The 20,146-nt window shown below is 60.0% G+C and carries 21 protein-coding genes; 6 read left to right on the plus strand and 15 right to left on the minus strand.

Going from position 1 to position 20,146, the window contains the following annotated elements; translation table 11 throughout:
* Nucleotides 1-225 precede the first annotated feature (225 nt).
* The 6 genes from ACODR9_RS13280 to mltG all read right to left on the minus strand — a co-directional run bounded on the left by ACODR9_RS13280 (nucleotide 226) and on the right by mltG (nucleotide 4,945).
* On the minus strand, nucleotides 226-1,026 hold the full coding sequence (locus ACODR9_RS13280; protein WP_488809825.1) for an MBL fold metallo-hydrolase: 801 nt from the start codon (nucleotides 1,024-1,026) through the stop codon (nucleotides 226-228).
* 4 nt (nucleotides 1,027-1,030) lie between these two features.
* Complete coding sequence (locus tag ACODR9_RS13285; RefSeq protein ID WP_488809826.1) at nucleotides 1,031-1,822, minus strand: TatD family hydrolase; 792 nt, start codon at nucleotides 1,820-1,822, stop codon at nucleotides 1,031-1,033.
* Between the two features lie 49 nt (nucleotides 1,823-1,871).
* A complete protein-coding gene (locus ACODR9_RS13290) occupies nucleotides 1,872-2,237 on the minus strand; it encodes a PilZ domain-containing protein (protein ID WP_488809827.1) in 366 nt (121 codons plus the stop codon).
* Nucleotides 2,238-2,326: 89 nt separating this feature from the next.
* Complete coding sequence (locus ACODR9_RS13295; RefSeq protein ID WP_488809828.1) at nucleotides 2,327-3,328, minus strand: DNA polymerase III subunit delta'; 1,002 nt, start codon at nucleotides 3,326-3,328, stop codon at nucleotides 2,327-2,329.
* Nucleotides 3,328-3,957: a dTMP kinase gene (gene tmk, locus ACODR9_RS13300; RefSeq protein WP_488809829.1), complete on the minus strand. Its 630-nt coding sequence runs from the start codon at nucleotides 3,955-3,957 to the stop codon at nucleotides 3,328-3,330. Before tmk ends, ACODR9_RS13295 begins: the two co-directional genes overlap by 1 nt.
* A complete protein-coding gene (gene mltG, locus ACODR9_RS13305; protein WP_488809830.1) occupies nucleotides 3,950-4,945 on the minus strand; it encodes an endolytic transglycosylase MltG in 996 nt (331 codons plus the stop codon). Before mltG ends, tmk begins: the two co-directional genes overlap by 8 nt.
* Before the next feature lie 176 nt (nucleotides 4,946-5,121).
* Here mltG and ACODR9_RS13310 point away from each other — a divergent pair, with 176 nt between their 5' ends.
* The 4 genes from ACODR9_RS13310 (at nucleotide 5,122) to ACODR9_RS13325 (ending at nucleotide 8,396) form a co-directional block, all read left to right on the plus strand.
* Nucleotides 5,122-5,802 (plus strand): DUF3313 domain-containing protein, encoded by a 681-nt coding sequence (locus ACODR9_RS13310; protein WP_488809831.1) that lies wholly within the window; start codon nucleotides 5,122-5,124, stop codon nucleotides 5,800-5,802.
* Between the two features lie 148 nt (nucleotides 5,803-5,950).
* Complete coding sequence (locus ACODR9_RS13315; RefSeq protein ID WP_045847241.1) at nucleotides 5,951-6,220, plus strand: hypothetical protein; 270 nt, start codon at nucleotides 5,951-5,953, stop codon at nucleotides 6,218-6,220.
* 157 nt (nucleotides 6,221-6,377) lie between these two features.
* A complete protein-coding gene (locus tag ACODR9_RS13320; protein WP_488809832.1) occupies nucleotides 6,378-7,112 on the plus strand; it encodes a FadR/GntR family transcriptional regulator in 735 nt (244 codons plus the stop codon).
* 9 nt (nucleotides 7,113-7,121) lie between these two features.
* Complete coding sequence (locus ACODR9_RS13325) at nucleotides 7,122-8,396, plus strand: CynX/NimT family MFS transporter (protein ID WP_488809833.1); 1,275 nt, start codon at nucleotides 7,122-7,124, stop codon at nucleotides 8,394-8,396.
* Between the two features lie 24 nt (nucleotides 8,397-8,420).
* On the opposite strand, the gene ACODR9_RS13330 is transcribed toward ACODR9_RS13325, so the two are convergent.
* The 3 genes from ACODR9_RS13330 to ACODR9_RS13340 form a co-directional block, all read right to left on the minus strand.
* Nucleotides 8,421-8,945: a DUF2946 family protein gene (locus ACODR9_RS13330; protein WP_488809834.1), complete on the minus strand. Its 525-nt coding sequence runs from the start codon at nucleotides 8,943-8,945 to the stop codon at nucleotides 8,421-8,423.
* 67 nt (nucleotides 8,946-9,012) lie between these two features.
* On the minus strand, nucleotides 9,013-11,499 hold the full coding sequence (locus tag ACODR9_RS13335) for an ABC transporter permease (RefSeq protein ID WP_488809835.1): 2,487 nt from the start codon (nucleotides 11,497-11,499) through the stop codon (nucleotides 9,013-9,015).
* Nucleotides 11,496-12,188: an ABC transporter ATP-binding protein gene (locus ACODR9_RS13340; RefSeq protein WP_488809836.1), complete on the minus strand. Its 693-nt coding sequence runs from the start codon at nucleotides 12,186-12,188 to the stop codon at nucleotides 11,496-11,498. Before ACODR9_RS13340 ends, ACODR9_RS13335 begins: the two co-directional genes overlap by 4 nt.
* On the opposite strand from ACODR9_RS13340, the gene ACODR9_RS13345 reads away from it, so the two are divergent.
* Entirely contained in the window at nucleotides 12,189-12,788 is a 600-nt protein-coding gene (locus ACODR9_RS13345; RefSeq protein WP_488809838.1) for an arylesterase, read from the plus strand.
* A gap of 3 nt (nucleotides 12,789-12,791) precedes the next feature.
* Here ACODR9_RS13345 and ACODR9_RS13350 read toward each other — a convergent pair whose 3' ends face one another.
* The 6 genes from ACODR9_RS13350 to ACODR9_RS13375 form a co-directional block, all read right to left on the minus strand.
* A complete protein-coding gene (locus ACODR9_RS13350; protein ID WP_488809839.1) occupies nucleotides 12,792-14,048 on the minus strand; it encodes a GGDEF domain-containing protein in 1,257 nt (418 codons plus the stop codon).
* Nucleotides 14,045-15,181 (minus strand): GGDEF domain-containing protein, encoded by a 1,137-nt coding sequence (locus ACODR9_RS13355; RefSeq protein ID WP_488809840.1) that lies wholly within the window; start codon nucleotides 15,179-15,181, stop codon nucleotides 14,045-14,047. Before ACODR9_RS13355 ends, ACODR9_RS13350 begins: the two co-directional genes overlap by 4 nt.
* 198 nt (nucleotides 15,182-15,379) lie before the next feature.
* Complete coding sequence (locus tag ACODR9_RS13360) at nucleotides 15,380-15,994, minus strand: peroxiredoxin (RefSeq protein ID WP_488809841.1); 615 nt, start codon at nucleotides 15,992-15,994, stop codon at nucleotides 15,380-15,382.
* A 297-nt stretch (nucleotides 15,995-16,291) separates the two neighbouring features.
* Entirely contained in the window at nucleotides 16,292-18,094 is a 1,803-nt protein-coding gene (gene aspS, locus ACODR9_RS13365; RefSeq protein ID WP_488809842.1) for an aspartate--tRNA ligase, read from the minus strand.
* Nucleotides 18,095-18,171: 77 nt separating this feature from the next.
* Nucleotides 18,172-18,825, minus strand: a complete 654-nt coding sequence (locus ACODR9_RS13370) for a DUF502 domain-containing protein (RefSeq protein WP_488809844.1) — start codon at nucleotides 18,823-18,825, stop codon at nucleotides 18,172-18,174.
* A gap of 6 nt (nucleotides 18,826-18,831) precedes the next feature.
* The gene (locus tag ACODR9_RS13375; RefSeq protein ID WP_488809846.1) at nucleotides 18,832-19,080 is read right to left on the minus strand and encodes an FmdB family zinc ribbon protein; all 249 of its coding nucleotides are present in this window, start codon (nucleotides 19,078-19,080) and stop codon (nucleotides 18,832-18,834) included.
* A gap of 274 nt (nucleotides 19,081-19,354) precedes the next feature.
* On the opposite strand from ACODR9_RS13375, the gene fabI reads away from it, so the two are divergent.
* Entirely contained in the window at nucleotides 19,355-20,131 is a 777-nt protein-coding gene (gene fabI / locus ACODR9_RS13380; protein WP_488809847.1) for an enoyl-ACP reductase FabI, read from the plus strand.
* Nucleotides 20,132-20,146: the final 15 nt, after the last annotated feature.

Below are 20,146 nucleotides of genomic sequence, written 5' to 3' on the forward strand. Positions count from 1 at the left end.
GCATTGCAACATTGACTTGGGAGATTTCGCCAACCACCTTGAGAAAGCAGCTAGAACGTGGACCACAGCAGGGCAGGCACCCTCCAACAAACGAGGTCCTGCATTGGAAAGACTAGCTAGCGCAGCCTAGCTTTATGTAGGTGACTTACAGATATGGGGCCACTGAAGCAACCGTGCGCCCTGGTCAGGAAGAAAAGCGCAAGCAAGAGAAAATCGATCAGGCCTTCACACAGTGCCAGTGGACGGTATGCAAACACGCAGCCCGTCATACCCCACTTCCACTCCCAGCGGACACAATGCCGACAGCGCGTGGTATTCCAGCCGGTGAATCATGTGGATCAACACCGTACGACGTGCGCCGATACGCGCCGCCCACTGCAAAGACTGATGGAAACCCAGGTGTGAGGGATAGCCGTCCATGTTCAGGCAGTCCAGAAACAAGACATCCAGCCCTTGCAGCAGCGCCAGGCTTTGCTCCGGAATATTCGACAGATCGGTCAGCCAGGCGGCATTGCCGATGCGCCAGCCCAGGCAGGGCCAGCTGCCATGGTGTAAAGGGATGGGGGTGATGGGCAGACCATCATGCTCGAATGGGCCATCTACCACTTCCGGCAGCAGCACCGGCTTGTCCCATACCTTGGACGGCGGCTGCAAGGCATAGCCGAAACGGCTGGTGATGTTGTCCATGCTGAAGGCATTGCCGTACAGCACGATGGCACCTTGCTTGACATAGCAAAAGGCGCGCAAATCATCGATGCCATTGAGGTGGTCGGCGTGCGGATGGGTGTACAGCACGGCATCCACCTGGCTGATACCCTCTCGCAGCGCCTGCTGGCGCAAGTCCGGCCCGGTATCAATCAGCAGGCCCTTGTCGCCGCAGCGGATATAAGCCGAGCAGCGGGTGCGGTGATTGCGCGGATCGCTTGAGCTGCAGGTTTCGCAATGACAGCCAATGGCCGGTGTGCCGGAGCTGGAACCGCAGCCCAGAATGGTGATTTCCATCTCGCCAACACGTGGGGCCGTCATGGAATCAGGCTACCGGCCCGGCTTGCGGGCGCTGGATCTTGCTGAACAGGCGATAGAAGTTATCGCTGGTAGCGGCGGCAACTTCTTCGAAACTGATGCCGCGCAGTTCGGCAATATGCTCGGCCACATGCCGTACATAGGCGGGCTCGTTCAGCTTGCCACGATAAGGCACCGGTGCCAGATAGGGGGAGTCGGTTTCCACCAGCATGCGTTCCAGCGGCATTTTCTGCGCCACTTCCTTGATTTGTGCGGCGTTCTTGAACGTTACGATGCCGGAGAAGGAAATGTAAAAGCCAATATCCAGCGCAGCCTGCGCCACTTCCCAGTTTTCGGTAAAGCAGTGCATCACGCCGCCACACTGCTCCGCGCCTTCTTCGCGCAGAATGCGGATGGTATCGGCGGCGGATTCGCGGGTGTGGATGACCAGCGGCAGCCCGGCGCGCTTTGCGGCGCGAATATGGGTGCGGAACCGCTGGTGCTGCCATTCCAGATCACCCTTGCACCAGAGGTAGTCCAGTCCGGTTTCGCCAATACCCACCACGCGCGGGTGGGCGGCATGGGCCAGCAGTTCGGCTTCGCTGAACTCTTCTGCATCCTGGTCGTCCGGGTGAATGCCGACGGTGGCGTACAGATTGGTGTGGTTCTCTGCCAGGGCCAGCACCTCAGGGTACTTGGGACGCGACACACCGATCACCAGCGCCAGCTCGACGCCGTTTTGCTGCATATTGCCCAGCACCTCGGGCAGGCGGCTGGAGAGGTCGGGAAAATTGATATGGCAGTGCGAATCAACAAGCATGATGTTTGATCTGGCTGGCAATGCACCCGGCCACGGCCGGGCGACAGGGTTACATGGTATGGGTGGGGCGGCTGGAGTTGAGCACACCACCCAGCAGGGTTTCAATCTTGGCCTTGGCCTGGTTGCCGGCTTCGCCATAGGCAAACTCCACGCCAATGCCCTGCACACGGCTGTTGTTGGCACCGGCCGGGGTAATCCATACCACCTTGGCCTGCACCGCAATCTTCTGTGGCTCATCCATCAGCGTCAGTAGCAGGAATACCTCTTCGCCCAGCTTCATGTCCTTGTTGGTGGGAATGAAGATGCCGCCATTCTTAAGGAAAGGCATGTAGGCGGCAAACAGCGCACTGCGTTCCTTGATGTGCAGCGATAGCACACCGGGGCGAGTCAGATCGGGGCGGGAAGTGTTTTCCATTTGCGCGTATTCCGCTGTTGTTGGTTGTGCTGCCGGCTGCTGCCGCAGCCTTGTCCAAAACCGGTATCCGTTGCTGCAGCCGCCGGGCTTTAGCCCTGACGGCTACCGGCAAAGATTTTCAGATAATCCATCAGCAGGGCTTCCAGTTGCAAACGCGTATTCAGCGTGTGCTGACCAAAAGGGGCCAGCTGCTGCAAAGCATCCTGACAGCGCATCAGGGCCACGGTATCGCAACGCTGTACCAGTGCCTGCAATACCGCCTGCTTGTCTGGATGATAGCGGACAATCCCTGCCAGACTCAAACCAGCTAAATCATGCAGCCATTTCATCAGCCAGCCGAGCGGAATGGCCAGCGGCAGCTTCTGCTTGTCCACCTGCTCGGCCAGGCTGAGGATGCTGGCAAAAGTGGGCTGCGCAAGGCCATCAATAAACTGGCTGCGCAGCTTGGCCAGGGCCGGGTCGTGATCAAACAGCGGCGCGCCGCCGTTGTGCGCCAGCTCGGCTTCCGCATCGGCAACGCCCTGCTGGCGCAGCCAGTCCAGCGCCTGTGCCTGACTGGGTGCGGACAAGGGAAACTGGCGGCAGCGGCTGCGTATGGTGGGCAACAGCCGCTGTGCCGCCTGTGCCACCAGGAGGAATAGCACATCCTGCGGCGGTTCTTCCAGAATCTTGAGCAAGGCATTGGCCGCTGCCGGGTTCAGGTTTTCCGCCGGTTCCACCACGATGATGCGTCGGCCGGCACGGTGAGCGGTAAGGTGGGCAAATTCGATCACCTCACGTACTGCTTCGATCTTGATCAGCGGCAGCTTGCGGCCGGGCTTGGCTTCCTTGCCCTCTTCTTCTTCATCGGTTAACGGCGACAGGCGGCGGAAGTCGGGGTGGGTGCCATGGGCAAACCAGCGGCAGGCTTCGCACTGGCCGCAGGGCTGATGGTCGGCTGCCAGCTTTTCGCACAGCAGGGACTGAGCCAGATGCATGGCGAATTCCAATTTGCCGGTACCAGACGGGCCAATGAACAGCCAGGCATTGGGCAGGCGGCTGCGTTCGGCATTCAGGCGCTGCCAATCCTGTTGTTGCCAGGGAAACAGCATCAGCGTTGCTCCAGCAAGGCAGCCAGATGGCCGGCAATGTCCTGTTGCAACTGGGCAATGCTACGGGTGGCATCCAGCACCCGGAAGCGGGTGTCACTGGCGGCACGCTGCAGATAAGCCATGCGCACACGCTGGTGGAAATCAGCCTTTTCCTGCTCGAAACGGTCCAGCTGGCGGCTGCCCTCCATGCGCTGCTTGGCCACATCCAGCGGCACATCAAACAGCAAGGTCAGATCAGGCTGCAGGCCTTGTTGCACCCAGTCTTCCAGTACGGCAATGCGTTCGGCGGCAACGCCACGACCACCACCCTGGAAGGCAAAGGTGGAATCGGTAAAGCGGTCGGACACCACCCAGCGGCCAGCCTGCAGCGCCGGGCGGATCAGGCTGGACAGCAGTTGCTGGCGCGAGGCGAACATCAGCAGGGTTTCGGCATCCAGCGAGACTTCGGTATCCACGGCCAGCAGCAGGGCGCGGATTTGCTCGCCCAGCGGTGTGCCACCGGGTTCGCGGGTAAATTCGGCCTCAATGCCATGTGAACTCAGCCAGTCGCGGATAAAGCCCAGGTGCGTGCTTTTACCGGCACCATCAATGCCTTCCAGCGTGATGAAGCAGCCAGTCTGACTAGTCATTGGAGCCTTTCTTCAGAATGTATTTGCGCACCGCCTGATTGTGTTCATCCAGCGTGGCAGAGAAGTAGGAGCTGCCATCGCCCTTGGCGACAAAATACAGTGCCGAGGAGTTGGCCGGATTGGCTGCAGCTTCCAGTGCCGCCTTGCCGGGCATGGCGATGGGGGTGGGCGTCAGGCCGTTGCGGGTATAGGTATTGTAGGGGGTGTCGCGGCGCAGATCGGCCTTGCTGATATTGCCGCGATAGGCGCTACCCATGCCGTAAATCACCGACGGGTCGGTCTGCAGGCGCATGCCCTTGTTCAGGCGATTGACAAACACCGCAGCCACCAGCGGCCGGTCGGCATCCAACGAGGTTTCCTTTTCCACCAGACTGGCCATGATCAGCAACTCATACGGGGTGTGATATGGCAGATCAGCCTTGCGCGCCGCCCAGGCTGCCTCCAGCTTTTGCTGCATGGTGCCATAAGCGCGGCGGTATAGTTCCAGATCACTGCTGCCAGGCGTGAACAAATAAGTGCTGGGGAAGAACAGCCCCTCAGCCGGTGCGCCATCCAGCCCCAATTGCTGCAACAACTGGGCATCGCTCAAATCGCGCGCGTCGTGCTTGATATCCGGATTGCGGTCGATGGCTTGGCGGAACTGACGGAAGTTCCAGCCTTCAATCAGCGTCAGGCTGGCCTCATCCGGGTGGCCATCGGCCAGGCGCTGCAGGATATCCCACATCGAGGCGCTATCGCTGAACTGGTACAGCCCGGCCTTGATTTTGCGGTCCATGCCCAGCATGCGCCCCAGCAACATCATGATGTTGCGGTTGCGGATCACCCTTTCCTCGGACAGGCCGCGCGCCACCTGGCCCAGTGTGCGATTGGGCCCGATGGTGAGCTTGTAGGGCGTTTGTGGCAGATCAGCCGGAATAACCACCACCCAGGCCAACCAGCCCATGGCAGCAAGAATGACCAGCAACAGCAGGCGAGACAGAGTTTTCATGCAATGCAGCAACATTAAAGATGGAGTATGGACAGCCCGCAGGCTGTAAAAGCGAAATGATACCAGCAAGCCCGGCTTGCAGCCTGCAACAAAGACAATTAATGCCATCTGGATCAAGCTGAACTAGGATAAGGGCATTGCAGTCCATCCCCGCAAGCCCGGCCACTGGAACCTTAATGAACACACGCCTCACCCTAAGCCTGCTTGCCCTGTTGCTGCCACTGACCTCAGCCTGGGCCGCAAACGACCTTCCCGCAGCAGAAAGCCTGCTGTCCCTGCCCGCCGGGGCATTACAGCCCAACCCGCAGCAAACCGGACAGCTGGTTTACCACCGGCCCGGGGTAAACCTGAAGACATATCACAGCCTGATTATTGAACCGCTGGCCTTTATCGAGCACCAGCCTGATGGCCAATGGCAGTTGCTGCAGGCCGAGCAAGCCAGCCGCATCGACCAGGCTTACCGCGATCAGCTACAACAGGCGCTGCAAGCAGCCCATATTGCTGTTGTACAGGACGCCGCGCCCGGTGTTGCACGTCTGCGAGTTGCCATTACCGGTTTTCGCCATGACAAACCCGGGCTGGCCGTCAGCGATTTTATTCCGGTAAAAGCCGTATTCAATCTGGCGCGCAAGGCCGTAGGGGCCGAACCCTACCTGCTGCAAGTTTCCACCCTGGGTCAGCTGGAAGACGCGCAAAGCGGCATGCTGCTGGCCGGCAGCGTTGACACTATAGACAAAGCTGGCAGCAAAACGCTGGATCAGCCCATCACGCTGGAGATATTGCAAAACACCATTACCCGCTGGTCGCAGCGCAATGCACGCCAACTGGCGCAGCTATTGTCGCCAGCCAGCCCCTGATGGGCTCTGCTGCAATAGCTTACTGACAAGCATTGTCACAATCTGTAATGGATAAACAGGACAAATCCATATATGTTACGGTGCACAAGCAGTGCAACACCTGCCTGCCAACCGGGAATGTTTCCCATCCAACCTTGAGGAACCTGCAATGCGCAAATTCGTGATGATGGCACTGTTGACCCTGGCCACTGCCAATGTTGCCCTGGCCGCAGACGCCAGCTGTGATGCCAAGGCCGCCGAGAAGAAACTGGCTGGTGCCGCCAAGGCCAGCTTCCTGAAGAAATGTGAAAAGGACAGCAAGGCCGCCGCACCGCAAGCCATGTGCGAAGGCAAGGCTGCCGACAAGAAACTGGCAGGCGCTGCCAAGAATAGCTTTGTGAAGAAGTGCGTGAAAGACGCTGCTTCCGCCGCCAAATAAGTACGCCGGCGGGCCATCCCGGCCCGCCCTCCCACTCCCACTCCCACTCCCACTCCCACTAACCGCTAACCGCTAACCGCTAACCGCTAACCACAGCTTGCTGCCAATGACCATTCGCGTCAAAATACATCGGATGATTGGATGAATAGAGCGAGACATGACTGCACTACACCAAGCCCGGCGTTCACTGGTTGACCTTGCTGTGGAAGACATTGGCCAGCGACTGGCTGCCGGGCAATGGCCGGTAGGCAGCCGCATTCCCACCGAACCCGAGCTTGCCACCCTGCTGGGCATCAGCCGCAATACCGTGCGCGAAGCCATTCGGGTTCTGCTGTACGCAGGCCTGCTGGAGGTGCGCCAGGGTGACGGCACCTATGTACGGGCCATGACCAGCCCAACCGATGCCCTGCGCGCCATCAGCCGGGCCAGCCTGCGCGAGCAGCTGGAAGTACGTGCGGTGCTAGAAGAGAGCACAGCCCGACTGGCGGCATTGCGAGCCGATGCCCACGGACTGGCCCAGATAGAAGCGTGCCTCACCCTGCGTGGTGAACAAAGCCAGTATGCCGAGGCCGACGACTTCATTGCCCGCGATCTGGATTTCCACCTGGCCATTGCAGATGCCTGCGGCAATGCAGCACTGGCCGAGTTGTACCGCTATTTTTCCCGCGTGGTGCAAGACAGCATCCAGAGCTCCATGCACGACGAAGCGCTGCCGGACCCGGATTTGCCCTCGCACCAAGCCATTGTTGCGGCTATCCAAGCTCGTGACGCCGATGCCGCCGGTGCAGCCGCAGCGGCGGTCACCCGGCCCTTGCTGCAGATTCTGGACCGCCTGCTCCCCCTATCCCCTGCTGACAACAGCCTGCCACCACCTGGCAGCAATAGAAACTAGAGAATAAGCATGTCACCCACGCCACCGCATCTTGCAGACAAACTGGCTGAAGAACTGTTGATCGATGCAGAAATCGATGATGACGGCGTCCAGGCCCAGTCACCGGCACCACAATCACGCTGGCTGCTGGCGCTGGGCATGGTGCTGATCGGTATTAATTTGCGCCCAGCACTCTCCAGCCTGGCCCCGGTGCTGGGGCAGGTTAAGGCGGAAATCGGCCTGTCCGCCACCATGGCCGGCCTGCTCACCACCCTGCCGGTCCTGTGCCTGGGCCTGTTCGGCGCACTGGCTCCGCACCTGGCACGCCGCTTCGGCAGCGAGCGCAGCATCGCTGGCGTCCTGTTGCTGCTGGCCTGCGGCATTGCCTTGCGCAGCCAGCTGGGATTGATCGGCCTGGTGATGGGATCGCTGCTGTCTGGTGCCGCCATCGGCATCATCGGCGTGCTGCTGCCGGGCATTGTCAAACGTGATTTTTCTGCTCAGGCCGGCCTGATGACCGGGGTTTACACCATGGCGCTGTGCCTGGGCGCTGCCCTGGCAGCCGGTGCCACGGTGCCACTGAATCAGCTGTTTGGCCAGCACTGGCAGCTGGCGCTGGCATTCTGGGCCATTCCGGCGCTGCTGGCGCTGGCGGTGTGGTGGCCACAGCTGTCGTCACACCAGCAACAACATGCGGGACATTGGCAGGTGCGTGGCCTGTGGCGCGACGCACTGGCTTGGCAGGTGACGGTCTATATGGGTTTGCAGTCATCCCTGTCCTACATCGTGTTCGGCTGGATGCCATCCATCCTGATCGAACGCGGACTGACGCCGTTGCAGGCCGGGCTGATGATGTCCTTGTCCATCATGACGCAGGTGATTGCATCGCTGGGGGTTCCGCTGTTGGCACAGCGTGGTGCCGACCAGCGCCTGCCGATTGCTTGCGTGATGGGTCTGACCCTGGCCGGGCTGCTGGGAATGCTGTACGCCCCCATCAACCAGTTGTGGCTGTGGGCGGTATTGCTGGGAATTGGCCAGGGTGGCGCGTTCAGCCTGGCGCTCAGCCTGCTGGTACTGCGCGCACCGGATGCCCATGTTGCCGCTCATCTGTCCGGCATGGCACAAGGTGTGGGCTATACCGTGGCCTCTTGCGGTCCGCTGGCAGCCGGCATCATTCACGATGTCGCCGGACGCTGGGCACCGGTGGGCTGGCTGTTTGGCGGCATTGTCGCCACGGCACTGGCCGCTGGGCTGCTGGCTGGCCGCAAACTGCTGGTCAGCGCGCGCGCCGAACGACTGAGTTGATATCGCCCCTGCTCGCGGACGCAATCAGGCGTGCGGGTGTAGCACTACGCCATAGCGCTGCCACAGTTCAGCCAGGCTGTGCCGGCTGAGCGGCAAGGGATGCGCTGCCAGCTGCAAGGTGTCCGGCAGGCGTGAAATATCACCATCCCAGCCGGGCAGGCCGGTTGCAGCAATGTCGGTCAGGTCGCGGTCGTCCACCACGGCCAGCTCGCCTGCAATTTCGATAAACAGCTGCCCTTCATCGGTCATGAATGCCGCCCGTGCCTGCACATCATCATCGCAGGGCAAGGTTTGCCAGCGGCCTGCGGCAAACCGGGCAATCAGCGGCGCAGCATCCAGGCTGACAAACACCTTTTGCGGGCCGTTCTGCACATAGTAACGACCTTGGGCATCGCGGCTGTAATTGCGGTTGAAGAAGGCCACCATGCCTTCATGCGTCAGGCGTTCTTCGCGTATCCACCACTGCCCGCGCGCATCCAGCCGCAACCAGCCGAATACCGCCGGCACATTGGGCCATTTGGCCATTGCCGCCAACACCTGGGAATCCATTTCCTGCACTCCTTGCAGGCGGGTCTACCCGCCTTGTTATTTCTTGCAGCGGTGTGCCGCGCCGCCATCAGACAGCACGTAATACCGCCAGTGGCGAGCTGCGCGTCACCTTACCAATCAATGGCCAGCCGGCCAGTGTCACCACCAGCATGCCGCAGCCCATGCCCAGCGGCAGCAGCCAGCCATTCACCACCCACGGCAGGTTGAACAGCTTGCTGGCCGCGATCGCCCCTACCCCCATGGCACCCAGCGCAGCCAGCAAGCCGGTAAAGGCACCCAACCAGGCCAGTTCGGCCAGCACCACGCTGCGTACCTGCGCATCGGAAGCCCCCAGCGCACGCATCAGGGCAATATCGAACAGGCGCTCGTCCCGCGTGGCCACCAGTGCAGCCCACAGCACCAGCACGCCAGCGGCCAGCGCCAATACGAACATGGCCTCGATGCCACGGGTCAGTTTGTCCACCATGGTACGCACTTCATTCAGAATAGCGCTGACATCAATGATGGTGATATTGGGGAAGGCCGCAACCAAGCGGTTGGCAAAATCCTCCTGCGCGGCATCCAGCCGGAAACTGCTGATCCAGCTGGCGGGCTGCTGCTGCAACAGGGATGGCGGTGCCAGTACAAAGAAGTTAACCCGAAAACTGTCCCAGGCCACCGCACGCAGGCTGGTGACTCTGGCCCGGTAAGTGCTGCCACCGATATCAAATGCCAGCGTATCGCCCATACGGATGCCCAGCGTCTTGGCCAAGCCCTGCTCGACCGAAAACTGTGGCCGAGCCTTTTCCGACCACCATTGCCCGGCCACCAGCCGGTTGCCATCCGGCAGGCTGTCGCGCCAGGACAGGTTGAATTCCCGCTCAGCCAGCCGCCTTGCCTGCGCATCCGCCAGCGCGGATGGCCGTACTGGTTTGTCATTGATGGCGACCAGTCGCCCCCGGATCATCGGTGCCAGCTGCGGGGCTGGCAGGCCAGCATCAATAAAGCGCTGCTGCAGGGCCGTGCGCTGAGTCTGCTGGATATTGATGACAAACTTATTGGGTGCATCGGCTGGCACACTTTGTTGCCAGGCGGAAATCAGGTCGTCGCGCACCACGGTGAGGGTGAGCAAGGCCATGATGCCCACGGCCAGCGCCACAATCTGCACGATGGCCAGCCAGGGGCGCCGCGCCAGATTGGCCACGCCATAGCGCCAGCCGATCTGCCGCCCGGCGGGCAAATGCCGCAACAACCACAGCATGCCCCAGGCCAGCAACGCCACGCTGGCAAAAAACGCGGCCATGCCCCCCAGCAACCAGGCGGCCAGAGTCAGATCACCCACCTGCCAGGCGGCCAGCAGCAGCAATACCAGTACCGCCAGTAGAGGCGCAAGCAGATTGCTGCGCAACAAGGGCAGCTCATTACGCAGCACCGACAACGGTGACACATTGCGTATCGCCAGCAGCGGTGGCAGCGCCAGGCCGGTCAGCAGCAGCAACGAAGCAGCCGGCCCCAGCAGCCAGCTTTGCCAGCCTGGGTCTGGCAGCACCTCGCCCACAAAGCGACTGCTCAGCTGCATCAATCCCAGCTGGACGACATACCCGGCCAGCGCCCCCAGCCCACCGCCAAGCAAGCCCAGCAACAGAAACAAGCAGACAAACAAGCCCAGCACCTCGGACGAGGTCAAGCCCATGCAGCGCAGCACCGCCACCGGCTGCCAGTGCCTGGCCAGATAGCGCCTTACCGCCAGCGCCACCGCTGCCGCCGACAGGGCCACGGTAAGCATGGCGGTGAGGCCGAGAAAGCGCCGCGCGCGTTCCAGTGCAGTACGGATTTCCGGGCGGGCTTCTTCTACGTTTTCCAGCCGGCTGCCTGCGGGCAGGTGCTGGCTCAGCCACTGGCGGAAGTCGCTGATCTGGCGGTCGTCCCCTGCCAGCATCAGCCGCCAGCGCACACGGCTGCCTTCCTGAATCAGCCCGGTGGCTGATAGATCTGCACTATTGAACATCAGCCGTGGCACAAAATTGTACAGATCCATAGCGCCATCAGGCTCGCGCAGGATTTCACCACTCAATCGCAAGGCGGTATTGCCAACCGTAATGTTGTCACCCAGTTTCAGCCCCAGCTTGCGCAGCAGCCTGGCATCGGCCCATACCGTGCCGACCGCCGGATGCAGCCTGCCCGTCTGCGCCTGTCCGCCCTCGCTGCGCACGGTCATTTCCCCACGCAGCGGGTAGTTGTTGCTTACCGCCTTGTAGGTGGCTAGCGTAGCCTGCCCCTGAGCAAACACCATGGACGGGAAGCTGATGTTGTCCGCCAGGTTCAGGCCGCGACGCTGCGCTTCCTGACGGATGATGGCCGGTGCCGGCTGGTTGCCGTTAAGCACCAGATCAGCCGCCAGCAACTGGGTGGCCTGGGTAGTGAGCGCCCGCGCAACCCGGTCTGAAAAAAAACTGACACTTGTGAGCGCCGTGACCGCCACCAGCAGAGCCAGCGCCAGAATGCTCAGCTCGCCGGAGACGATTTCACGCCGCACAAAGCGGGCGGCCAGCAACAGGCGGCTCCACCAGCTCATGAACGCGCTCCGTTCAGACGGCCGTCCACCAGCCGGTAGATGGCGTCGCAGCGGCTGGCCAGTTCATTATCATGGGTGACCAACACCAGCGAGGTATGCTGCTCGCTATTGAGCTGGAACAGCAGGTCGATGATCTGTCGGCCCGTGGCGGCATCCAGATTACCCGTCGGTTCATCGGCAAACAGGATGCCAGGATGAATGGCAAAGGCACGCGCCAGCGCCACGCGCTGCTGCTCGCCGCCGGACAGATGCCTGGGATAGTGACGCAAGCGATGCGCCAGGCCGACATGGCCCAGCATCTGGCTAGCGGTATCGCGGGCATCCTTGCGCCCAGCCAGCTCCAGCGGCAGCATGACGTTTTCCAGCGCAGTCAGTTGCGGCATAAGCTGGAAATTCTGGAACACGAACCCCACCTTGTCCCTGCGCAGCAGTGCGCGGCCATCTTCGCTCAAGCCAGCCAACGACTGGCCAAACAGGGCGACCTCGCCACGCGTTGGCTGATCCAGCCCGGCCAGCAGGGATAGCAAGGTGGACTTTCCCGAACCGGAAGCCCCTACAATCGCCACGCTTTCACCCGGCTGCACGCTCAGGCTGGCCGACTGCAGGATATCCAGCGGAGCCCCGTTAAATACCACCTGTTTGGCCAGATCCTGCGCCGACAGCACTGCCTTGTTATCGATTGGAGTCATATGCCTTCTGCAATGGTAAAACTGGTTTGTACCCTGTTTGCTGCCTGGCTGGCCCTACCGGCCGGGGCCGCCACCATCCTGGTGATGGGCGACAGCCTGTCTGCCGGTTACGGCCTGCAGCCAGGGCAAGGCTGGGTCAGCCTGTTACAACAGGATCTGGAGCCAAAGCACCGGATTATCAATGCCAGCATCTCTGGCGAAACCAGCGATGGCGGCCTGGCACGGCTGCCGGATGCGCTCAGCCGTCACAAGCCAGACATCGTGGTGCTGGAGCTGGGTGCCAATGATGGCTTGCGCGGCCTGCCACTAGCCGGTATGGAGCGTAATTTGCAGCAGATGATCACCTTGTCGCGCAAGGCCTCGGCCCGGGTCGTGCTGGTGGGCATGGCCTTGCCTAGCAACTATGGCCCGCAATATACCGCTGAGTTCCGTGCGGTGTACGACCGCATCGCCAAACGCAATCAGCTGGCCTACGTACCGTTGCTGCTTGCCGGTTTTGCTACCGACATCAGCAAATTCCAGCCTGACGGGCTGCACCCGGTAGCCAGCGTACAAGCTACCATGATGCGCACGGTGAAGGCCAAGCTGCCATTGAAATAATATTCAGGACGAATGGGAGTAGAACTTGAGAGGCGCATCGGCCAGATCGCTGGCCAGGCACACCCGGTTGCGGCCACGATGCTTGGCCGCGTACAGCGCCAGGTCAGCCTGTTGCAAGCAATGATTGACCAGGTCGCCAGGCTGGCAGCAAACCACGCCCGCCGAAATGGTTTGCTGCCAAGAGGCCAGCAACGCTTCCCAGCGTGACACGGCCAGCTGCTGACGGATGCCATCCAGGCAGGCGGCCAATTCGACCTCCTGCATCACCGGTGCCAGCACCACGAATTCTTCTCCGCCATAGCGGAACATCTGCAAGTCATCCGGCAGCAATTGACTGACCTTTTGCACCAGTTGCTCCAACACCGCATCACCCGCTTGATGGCCGAAGGTGTCATTGACCTGCTTGAAATGGTCCAGATCCAGAATCGACAGCGACCAGCTGCAACCGCTGGCAATGCTGTCGGCGGCATACTTGTCCAACTGCCTGCGCAGCGCCCGCTGGTTGAAACACCCGGTGAGTGCATCGCATTCCAGCAGTCGCTCTCCTTCCGCAACAGCCACCTGCAGCGCCTGCCGGTTTTCTTCCAGACTGGCCCGTTGCATGGTGGCCTCCACGTGCATTTCCACCAGCTTGTCCATCATGTTCTGATTGGCATGCTTGAGCCGCACGGTGTCAAACAGCGTCTGCCGGAAACCACGCACAAACCGCCATTGCGACAGTAGATAAATGCCCACCCCCAGCAGTGCCAGCAACTCCAGCCTTTTCCCGCCATTGAGCAGGGAAAATACCGGGAATGCCCAGAATGCGGCAAAAAACAGCACATGAATGTCGCGACAGGCTGCCATCATGATGCACAGCAAGGCAAAGATGCCGGCCACCCACAGCAGCAGCAACATCTGGTAGGCCGGATCAGGCTGTAGCGGAGCCATAAACCAGATACAGCTTCCCCACAACAGACTGCTGGCCAACAGGCAATCCCGTACCGCCGGGTAGTACTGATAAACGCTAAGCGGATGGGTATCATGCTGACGATATTGCCGGACAACCAGAATCAACCGCCATTCAACCAGCCAGAACAGGCCCATCCAGCACAGCATGCGCCATAGCGACGCTTCGCCGTAGGCAATCCAGGCCAGCAGCGGCGTGCTGCATACTGCCGGGGCAATAGAAGCATGCGCAGCATCCACAAAGTAGCGCGTAAGGTCGGCCTCTTCACGCCAATGCGGGTTTTGCTGCTGCAAATAGGCCAGCCGTTTCATGCATGCCCCCTTATTGCAGCTTCGGCTGCGGCCTCGGTCATCACCTGGTTACGGCCAGCCCGTTTGGCGGCATAGAGCAAGGTGTCTGCCCGCTTGATCAGCTGTGGCACATCCAGCCCATTTTTCCAGGCCACCAACCCGATTGATACAGTCACCACACGCATTCCGATGAGTGCCGACCAGTCATGCTGTTGCACCAGGCTGCGAATATGTTCCAGCCGCAGCAGCGCCGCATCCTGCGTCATCCCCTCCAGCAGCAGCATGAACTCCTCGCCACCGTAGCGCCCCAGACTGTCGTTACCGCGTAGCTCGCTCCCTACCAGCCGGCTGGTCTGGCGCAGGACTTCATCACCAGCCAGATGACCAAAACCGTCATTGATGGATTTGAAGTGATCCAGATCCAGCATGGCCAGACAGAATGGCTGCCCAGCAACTGCCTGCACAACCAACTGGTCAGCCCGCGCCATCACTGCACGTCGGCTCAGCACACCGGTAAGCGGATCATGTGCCACCAGCGCTTCAACGTGTGCCAGCGCCTTATCCAGTTGACGACTTTGCTCCTCCAGCTGCTGGTTGTATTCATCCAGCTTGTGCTGCTGCTCGGTCATGTCCAGCAACAGGCGGTTGTTTTCTTCCCGGACCGCATAGCTTTCCCGCAGATAGCGGTGCAAGGGCCAGGTCATGGTTACCAGCACAGCGGTAAACAGTAGCACCGACATGCCGGCCAGCCGCAATACCGGGATTCCAGTTGCCCACAGTTTGGCTTGCACGATCAGCAGCATCAGGCCGAGCACCATCACCGGCAGGGACTTTACCCCAGTCAGATAGGCCGCATAGGCTGAGGCGACACCCGCCAGCCACAGCAATACCACAATCAGGTAAAGCGGATCATTGTCAGGCACCAGCCACCAGACGGCACTGCCCCACCATACCCCAGCCAGCATGGTAGCCAAGACGAAGCGGCGAAAGTGCGACAAGGACAGCTCCTGCCCGGCTTCTGCAGTACGCAACAGCCGGGAGGCAAAGATAAAGTAAAGACACTGCCAGACAAACAGGACGCCCCACCAGCAGGCAATATTGAACAAGGGAGAATGCAGCATCATGGCCAGCGCCAGCAAAAGGCCACCAACCATGGAATACGGCTGGGCAGCCCTGAAGCGCGCAATGATGTGCAGTCTTACGGCTGTTTCTTCTCCGGCAGAAGAAAGGCTCAAATTGACCCCCGATGTCTGGTCTAGTCTTTACTCATGTATAGCAGACGCCATGAAAAACCCCGCGTGAAGCGGGGTGGCAGTATGACTTTGTCGTCGACAAGACCGACGTTGAGGATATTACAGCTGGGCAGCGTTTTCTGCCAGATAGGAAGCCACGCCCTCAGCGCTCGGCTTCATACCCTTCTTGCCTTTGTTCCAGCCAGCCGGGCACACTTCGCCGTGCTCTTCGGTAAATTGCAGCGCGTCAACCATGCGGATCATTTCGTCCACATTGCGGCCCAGCGGCAGGTTGTTTACCACCTGATGCTGTACCACGCCAGCCTTGTCGATCAGGAAGGAACCACGGAAGGCCACGCCACCGTCGGCTTCCACATCAAAGGCTTTGCACAGTTCGTGCTGAATGTCGGCCACCAGGGTGTAGCCAACCTGGCCGATGCCACCCTTTTCCACCGGGGTGTTGCGCCATGCGGCATGGGTAAATTGGCTGTCGATGGACACGCCGATTACTTCCACATTGCGGGCCTTGAACTCTGCCAGGCGGTGATCAAAGGCGATCAGCTCGGACGGGCAGACAAAAGTGAAGTCCAGCGGGTAGAAGAACACCACGGCATATTTGCCGGCAGTGGCTTCTTTGAAGGAGTAGTTATCAACAACCTGACCATCGCCCAGAACGGCGGAGAAAGATTTTTCACCAGCGAAGAACGGTGCTTGCTTACCAACGAGTACGGCCATGCGGATCTCCTTGAGTTTCTTGATATGACAGCGCCTTTGGTATCGGGCGATGCAAAAACGCTGCGGAATGCGGGGGCTTTATAAATCAGCAGGCGAACGACGGGCAAATTGTAAATCCATATCGTGTCGATAAAGTTTCACAATAAGCAGGGCCAAGCTTGCTTGACCTTTTGCAGATGCGGCCAGCAACTGACGGTTTCAAGCCCAGTATTTCAGCCAGGGCCTACCTGGCTTCTTAGACCATAAAAAAACGGACACCTCTGTGTCCGTTTTTGTTCCATACCACATGCGTCCAACTCAGGCTGCCGGTTCGGCTTTCTGGCGCAGACGCAGGTTCAGTTCGCGCAGCTGCTTGTCGTCCACCGCATTCGGGGCGTTGGTCAGCAGACACTGGGCACGCTGGGTCTTGGGGAAGGCAATCACGTCGCGGATGGATTCGGCACCGGCCATCAGGGTAACCAGACGGTCCAGACCGAAAGCCAGGCCACCGTGCGGCGGCGCGCCAAACTTCAGGTTATCCAGCAGGAAGCCGAACTTGTTCTGCTGTTCTTCCGGGGTAATCTTCAGCGCAGCAAACACCTTTTCCTGCACGTCAGCACGGTGGATACGTACCGAACCGCCACCGATTTCCCAACCGTTCAGCACCATGTCGTAGGCACGGGCCAGGCAGGCAGCCGGGTCGGTATCCATCAGGTCTTCGTGACCCGGTTTCGGGCTGGTGAACGGATGGTGGCAGGCAGTCCAGCGGTCGGCTTCTTCGTCGTGTTCGAACATCGGGAAGTCCACCACCCACAGCGGACGCCATTCGCGCACGAAGTAACCGTCCTTCTCGCCACGTTCGTGACCAATCTTGATACGCAGTGCGCCAATGGCTTCGTTCACCACCTTGGCCTTGTCAGCACCAAAGAAAATGATGTCGCCGTTGTCGGCACCGGTACGCGCCATGATTTCTTCCAGCGCGGCCACGGACAGGAACTTGACGATGGGCGACTGCAGGCCGCTGGTTTCGTCATTGGTGATCTTGCTCTTGTCGTTGACCTTGATATAGGCCAGACCCTTGGCACCGTAGATGCTGACAAACTGGGTGTACTCGTCGATTTCCTTGCGGGAAATGGCGGCACCGCCCGGTACGCGCAGGGCCACCACACGGCCGTTCGGCATGTCGGCAGCGCCACGGAATACCTTGAATTCCTCGGTCTTCATCAGGTCGGTCAGTTCGGTGAACTTGAGCGACACGCGCAGATCAGGCTTGTCCGAACCGTACAGGAACATGGCGTCGTTGTAGGTCATGCGCGGGAACTTGCCCAGCTCGACATTCATCACGTCGCGGAAGATTTCCTGCGCCATGTTTTCGGTGATGTCCATGATTTCGTCTTCGTTCAGGAACGAAGTTTCGATATCAATCTGGGTGAATTCAGGCTGACGGTCGGCGCGCAGGTCTTCGTCGCGGAAGCACTTGGTGATCTGGTAGTAGCGGTCGAAGCCGGCCACCATCAGCAGCTGCTTGAACAGCTGCGGCGATTGCGGCAGGGCAAAGAATTCGCCCGGATGCACGCGGGACGGCACCAGGTAGTCACGCGCACCTTCCGGGGTGGAACGGGTCAGCATCGGGGTTTCGATGTCGATGAAGCCCTGTTTGTCCAGGTGGTTACGCACGCCCATGGCCACGCGGTAGCGCAGGCGCAGGTTTTTTTGCATCGGCGCACGGCGCAGGTCGATCACGCGGTTGAGCAGACGCACGTTTTCCGAAATATTTTCGTCGTCGATCTGGAACGGCGGGGTGGCGGCACTGTTGAGGATTTCGATTTCCTTGGCCAGGATTTCGATTTCTCCGGAAATCATCTTGCTGTTGGCGGTGCCAGCCGGACGCTCGCGCACGATGCCAGTGATGGCCAGTACGAATTCGTTGCGGCTGCTGTCGGCCAGCTTGAAGGCTTCCGGGGTATCCGGATCAATCACCACCTGCACCAGGCCTTCGCGGTCGCGCAGGTCGATGAAGATCACGCCGCCGTGGTCGCGGCGACGGTGTGCCCAGCCTTTTACGGTGACGGTCTGGCCGAGGTATTTCTTGTCAATAAGTCCGCAGTAATCGGTACGCATCAGGTAACCCTTGTATTGAATTCTGTATCTTTAAATCTGGATAAACGGGCGTCTGCCGGGTAAAGCCGGCAAACCGCCTAAGCCTGTTGATTCTTGTCGTTGCACAGCGCATCGGCTGCCGGCACCGGAACCACCACGCCCATGGAAATCACATATTTCAGGGCATCGTCCACGCTCATGGCCAATTCACGCGTATCGCGCTTGGGCACCATGATGAAGTAGCCGGAAGTCGGGTTCGGCGTGGTCGGCACATAGACGCTGACGTGTTCTTCCTCGCCCATTTCCGCCACTACCTGCGGTGCCGGCGTACCGGTCTGGAAGGCTACCGTCCAGCTGTCCTGATGCGGCCAGCGCACCAGCAGCGCCTTCTTGAAAGCCTGGCCGGAGTCCGACAACAGCGTATCGCTGACTTGCTTGACACTGCTGTAGATGGATTTGACAAAAGGCGTGCGTGACAGCAATCCGTGCCAGAAATCCACCAGCCGCTGACCCAGTACATTGGCAGCAAACATACCGGTGCCCAGCAACATCAGGAAGGCAAACACCACGCCCAGGCCGGGAATGCTGAAACCAAACAGCTGCTCGGGCTGCCATTCGTGTGGCAGCAGCTTCAGCGTCTGGTCCAGCGAGCCGATGATCAGGCTTAACACCCACAGGGTAATGCCCAGCGGCAGCCAGATCAGCAGGCCGGCCACCAGATAGCCCCGTACGGTCATTTTGATTTGAGTCATGGGGGATTAAGCGCACCCGCCGCCGCAAGAGCCGTTGCCACAGCCGTGACCGCCGCCACCGGAAGAAGAGCTGCCGTTCTTGAAGTCGGTTTCATACCAGCCAGAACCCTTTAGCTGGAAACCGGCAGCAGACAGCTGCTTGTGGTAATCCGCACTGCCACAAGCCGGACACTGGGCGATGGGCTCATCGCTCATTTTCTGCAAATGTTCCTTGGCTGCGCCACAGGCGGTGCAGCGGTATTCGTAGATCGGCATATTCCTTGCTCCAACCACTATGTAAATGGCATAAATGGCGTATTCTTGCTACAGTGCAACATGCAATTTTGCTACGCTGCACAATAACTGCGATGGTCTGACCTATGATGCAATTTGCGGTCAGGACGGGCAAATGCAAGTAGCCAGCCCGCAAACTTACCATTATATCCGACTGACGCCGCAATACAAAAATGCTGTTTTTCACGCACTCGCAATATCGCGCTGCCACGATGCATCAAATTACATTTCTACCGGGTCGACCCAAGAGGATTTCATGGACAGCATTCGTAACATCATCAATGGCAAAAAAGGCCTGATTGTCGGCATCGCCAACGAAAACAGCATCGCCTACGGCTGCGCCAGCGTGCTGCGCGAACTCGGGGCCGAGGTGGCCGTTACCTACCTGAACACCAAGGCGGAGAAGTATGTCCGCCCCCTGGCCGAAAAACTGGACGCCCCGCTGGTACTGCCGCTGGATGTGGAACAGCCCGGCCAGATGCAACAGGTGTTTGCCGATATCGAACAACACTGGGGCAAGCTGGATTTTGTCATCCACTCCATTGCCTTTTGCCCGATGGAAGACCTGCATGGCCGCGTGGTGGATTGCTCACGTGATGGCTTTCAGCAAGCCATGCATGTGTCGTGCTACTCCTTTGTGGAAATGGCGCGCCACGCCGAGCCGCTGATGAAAGATGGCGGTTCGCTGATCACCATGAGCTACTACGGTGCCGACAAGGTGGTGGAAAACTACAACATGATGGGCCCGGTAAAAGCTGCGCTGGAGAGCGTGTCGCGCTATATGGCCAGCGAACTGGGCCCCAAGGGCATCCGCGTACATGCGGTTTCTCCCGGCCCGCTCAAGACCCGTGCAGCCTCCGGCATTGCCCACTTCGATCAGTTGATCGACGACGCCATCGCCCGCGCGCCGCAGAACAAGCTGGTGGATATTGAAGACGTGGGCATGACCTGCGCCTTCCTGATTTCCAACGCTGCCCGCAGCCTGACCGGCCAGACCATCTATGTAGATGGCGGCCATCACATCATGGCCTGATACCCGCACGGCCAG

The sequence above is a fragment of the Aquitalea sp. FG25 genome (assembly GCF_057809375.1).

Coding starts and splice junctions, on each gene's coding strand:
- ACODR9_RS13355 (WP_488809840.1), bottom strand. CDS start 15,181: ATGGTTGGTGGCCTTTTGCTGGCGCTGGCCATGATGCTGCATTCTCCC.
- ACODR9_RS13310 (WP_488809831.1), top strand. CDS start 5,122: ATGAACACACGCCTCACCCTAAGCCTGCTTGCCCTGTTGCTGCCACTG.
- tmk (WP_488809829.1), bottom strand. CDS start 3,957: ATGACTAGTCAGACTGGCTGCTTCATCACGCTGGAAGGCATTGATGGT.
- ACODR9_RS13320 (WP_488809832.1), top strand. CDS start 6,378: ATGACTGCACTACACCAAGCCCGGCGTTCACTGGTTGACCTTGCTGTG.
- ACODR9_RS13295 (WP_488809828.1), bottom strand. CDS start 3,328: ATGCTGTTTCCCTGGCAACAACAGGATTGGCAGCGCCTGAATGCCGAA.
- fabI (WP_488809847.1), top strand. CDS start 19,355: ATGGACAGCATTCGTAACATCATCAATGGCAAAAAAGGCCTGATTGTC.
- ACODR9_RS13325 (WP_488809833.1), top strand. CDS start 7,122: ATGTCACCCACGCCACCGCATCTTGCAGACAAACTGGCTGAAGAACTG.
- ACODR9_RS13345 (WP_488809838.1), top strand. CDS start 12,189: ATGCCTTCTGCAATGGTAAAACTGGTTTGTACCCTGTTTGCTGCCTGG.
- ACODR9_RS13350 (WP_488809839.1), bottom strand. CDS start 14,048: ATGAAACGGCTGGCCTATTTGCAGCAGCAAAACCCGCATTGGCGTGAA.
- ACODR9_RS13285 (WP_488809826.1), bottom strand. CDS start 1,822: ATGCTTGTTGATTCGCACTGCCATATCAATTTTCCCGACCTCTCCAGC.
- ACODR9_RS13315 (WP_045847241.1), top strand. CDS start 5,951: ATGCGCAAATTCGTGATGATGGCACTGTTGACCCTGGCCACTGCCAAT.
- ACODR9_RS13375 (WP_488809846.1), bottom strand. CDS start 19,080: ATGCCGATCTACGAATACCGCTGCACCGCCTGTGGCGCAGCCAAGGAA.
- ACODR9_RS13340 (WP_488809836.1), bottom strand. CDS start 12,188: ATGACTCCAATCGATAACAAGGCAGTGCTGTCGGCGCAGGATCTGGCC.
- ACODR9_RS13370 (WP_488809844.1), bottom strand. CDS start 18,825: ATGACTCAAATCAAAATGACCGTACGGGGCTATCTGGTGGCCGGCCTG.
- ACODR9_RS13360 (WP_488809841.1), bottom strand. CDS start 15,994: ATGGCCGTACTCGTTGGTAAGCAAGCACCGTTCTTCGCTGGTGAAAAA.
- aspS (WP_488809842.1), bottom strand. CDS start 18,094: ATGCGTACCGATTACTGCGGACTTATTGACAAGAAATACCTCGGCCAG.
- mltG (WP_488809830.1), bottom strand. CDS start 4,945: ATGAAAACTCTGTCTCGCCTGCTGTTGCTGGTCATTCTTGCTGCCATG.
- ACODR9_RS13335 (WP_488809835.1), bottom strand. CDS start 11,499: ATGAGCTGGTGGAGCCGCCTGTTGCTGGCCGCCCGCTTTGTGCGGCGT.
- ACODR9_RS13280 (WP_488809825.1), bottom strand. CDS start 1,026: ATGACGGCCCCACGTGTTGGCGAGATGGAAATCACCATTCTGGGCTGC.
- ACODR9_RS13330 (WP_488809834.1), bottom strand. CDS start 8,945: ATGGATTCCCAGGTGTTGGCGGCAATGGCCAAATGGCCCAATGTGCCG.
- ACODR9_RS13290 (WP_488809827.1), bottom strand. CDS start 2,237: ATGGAAAACACTTCCCGCCCCGATCTGACTCGCCCCGGTGTGCTATCG.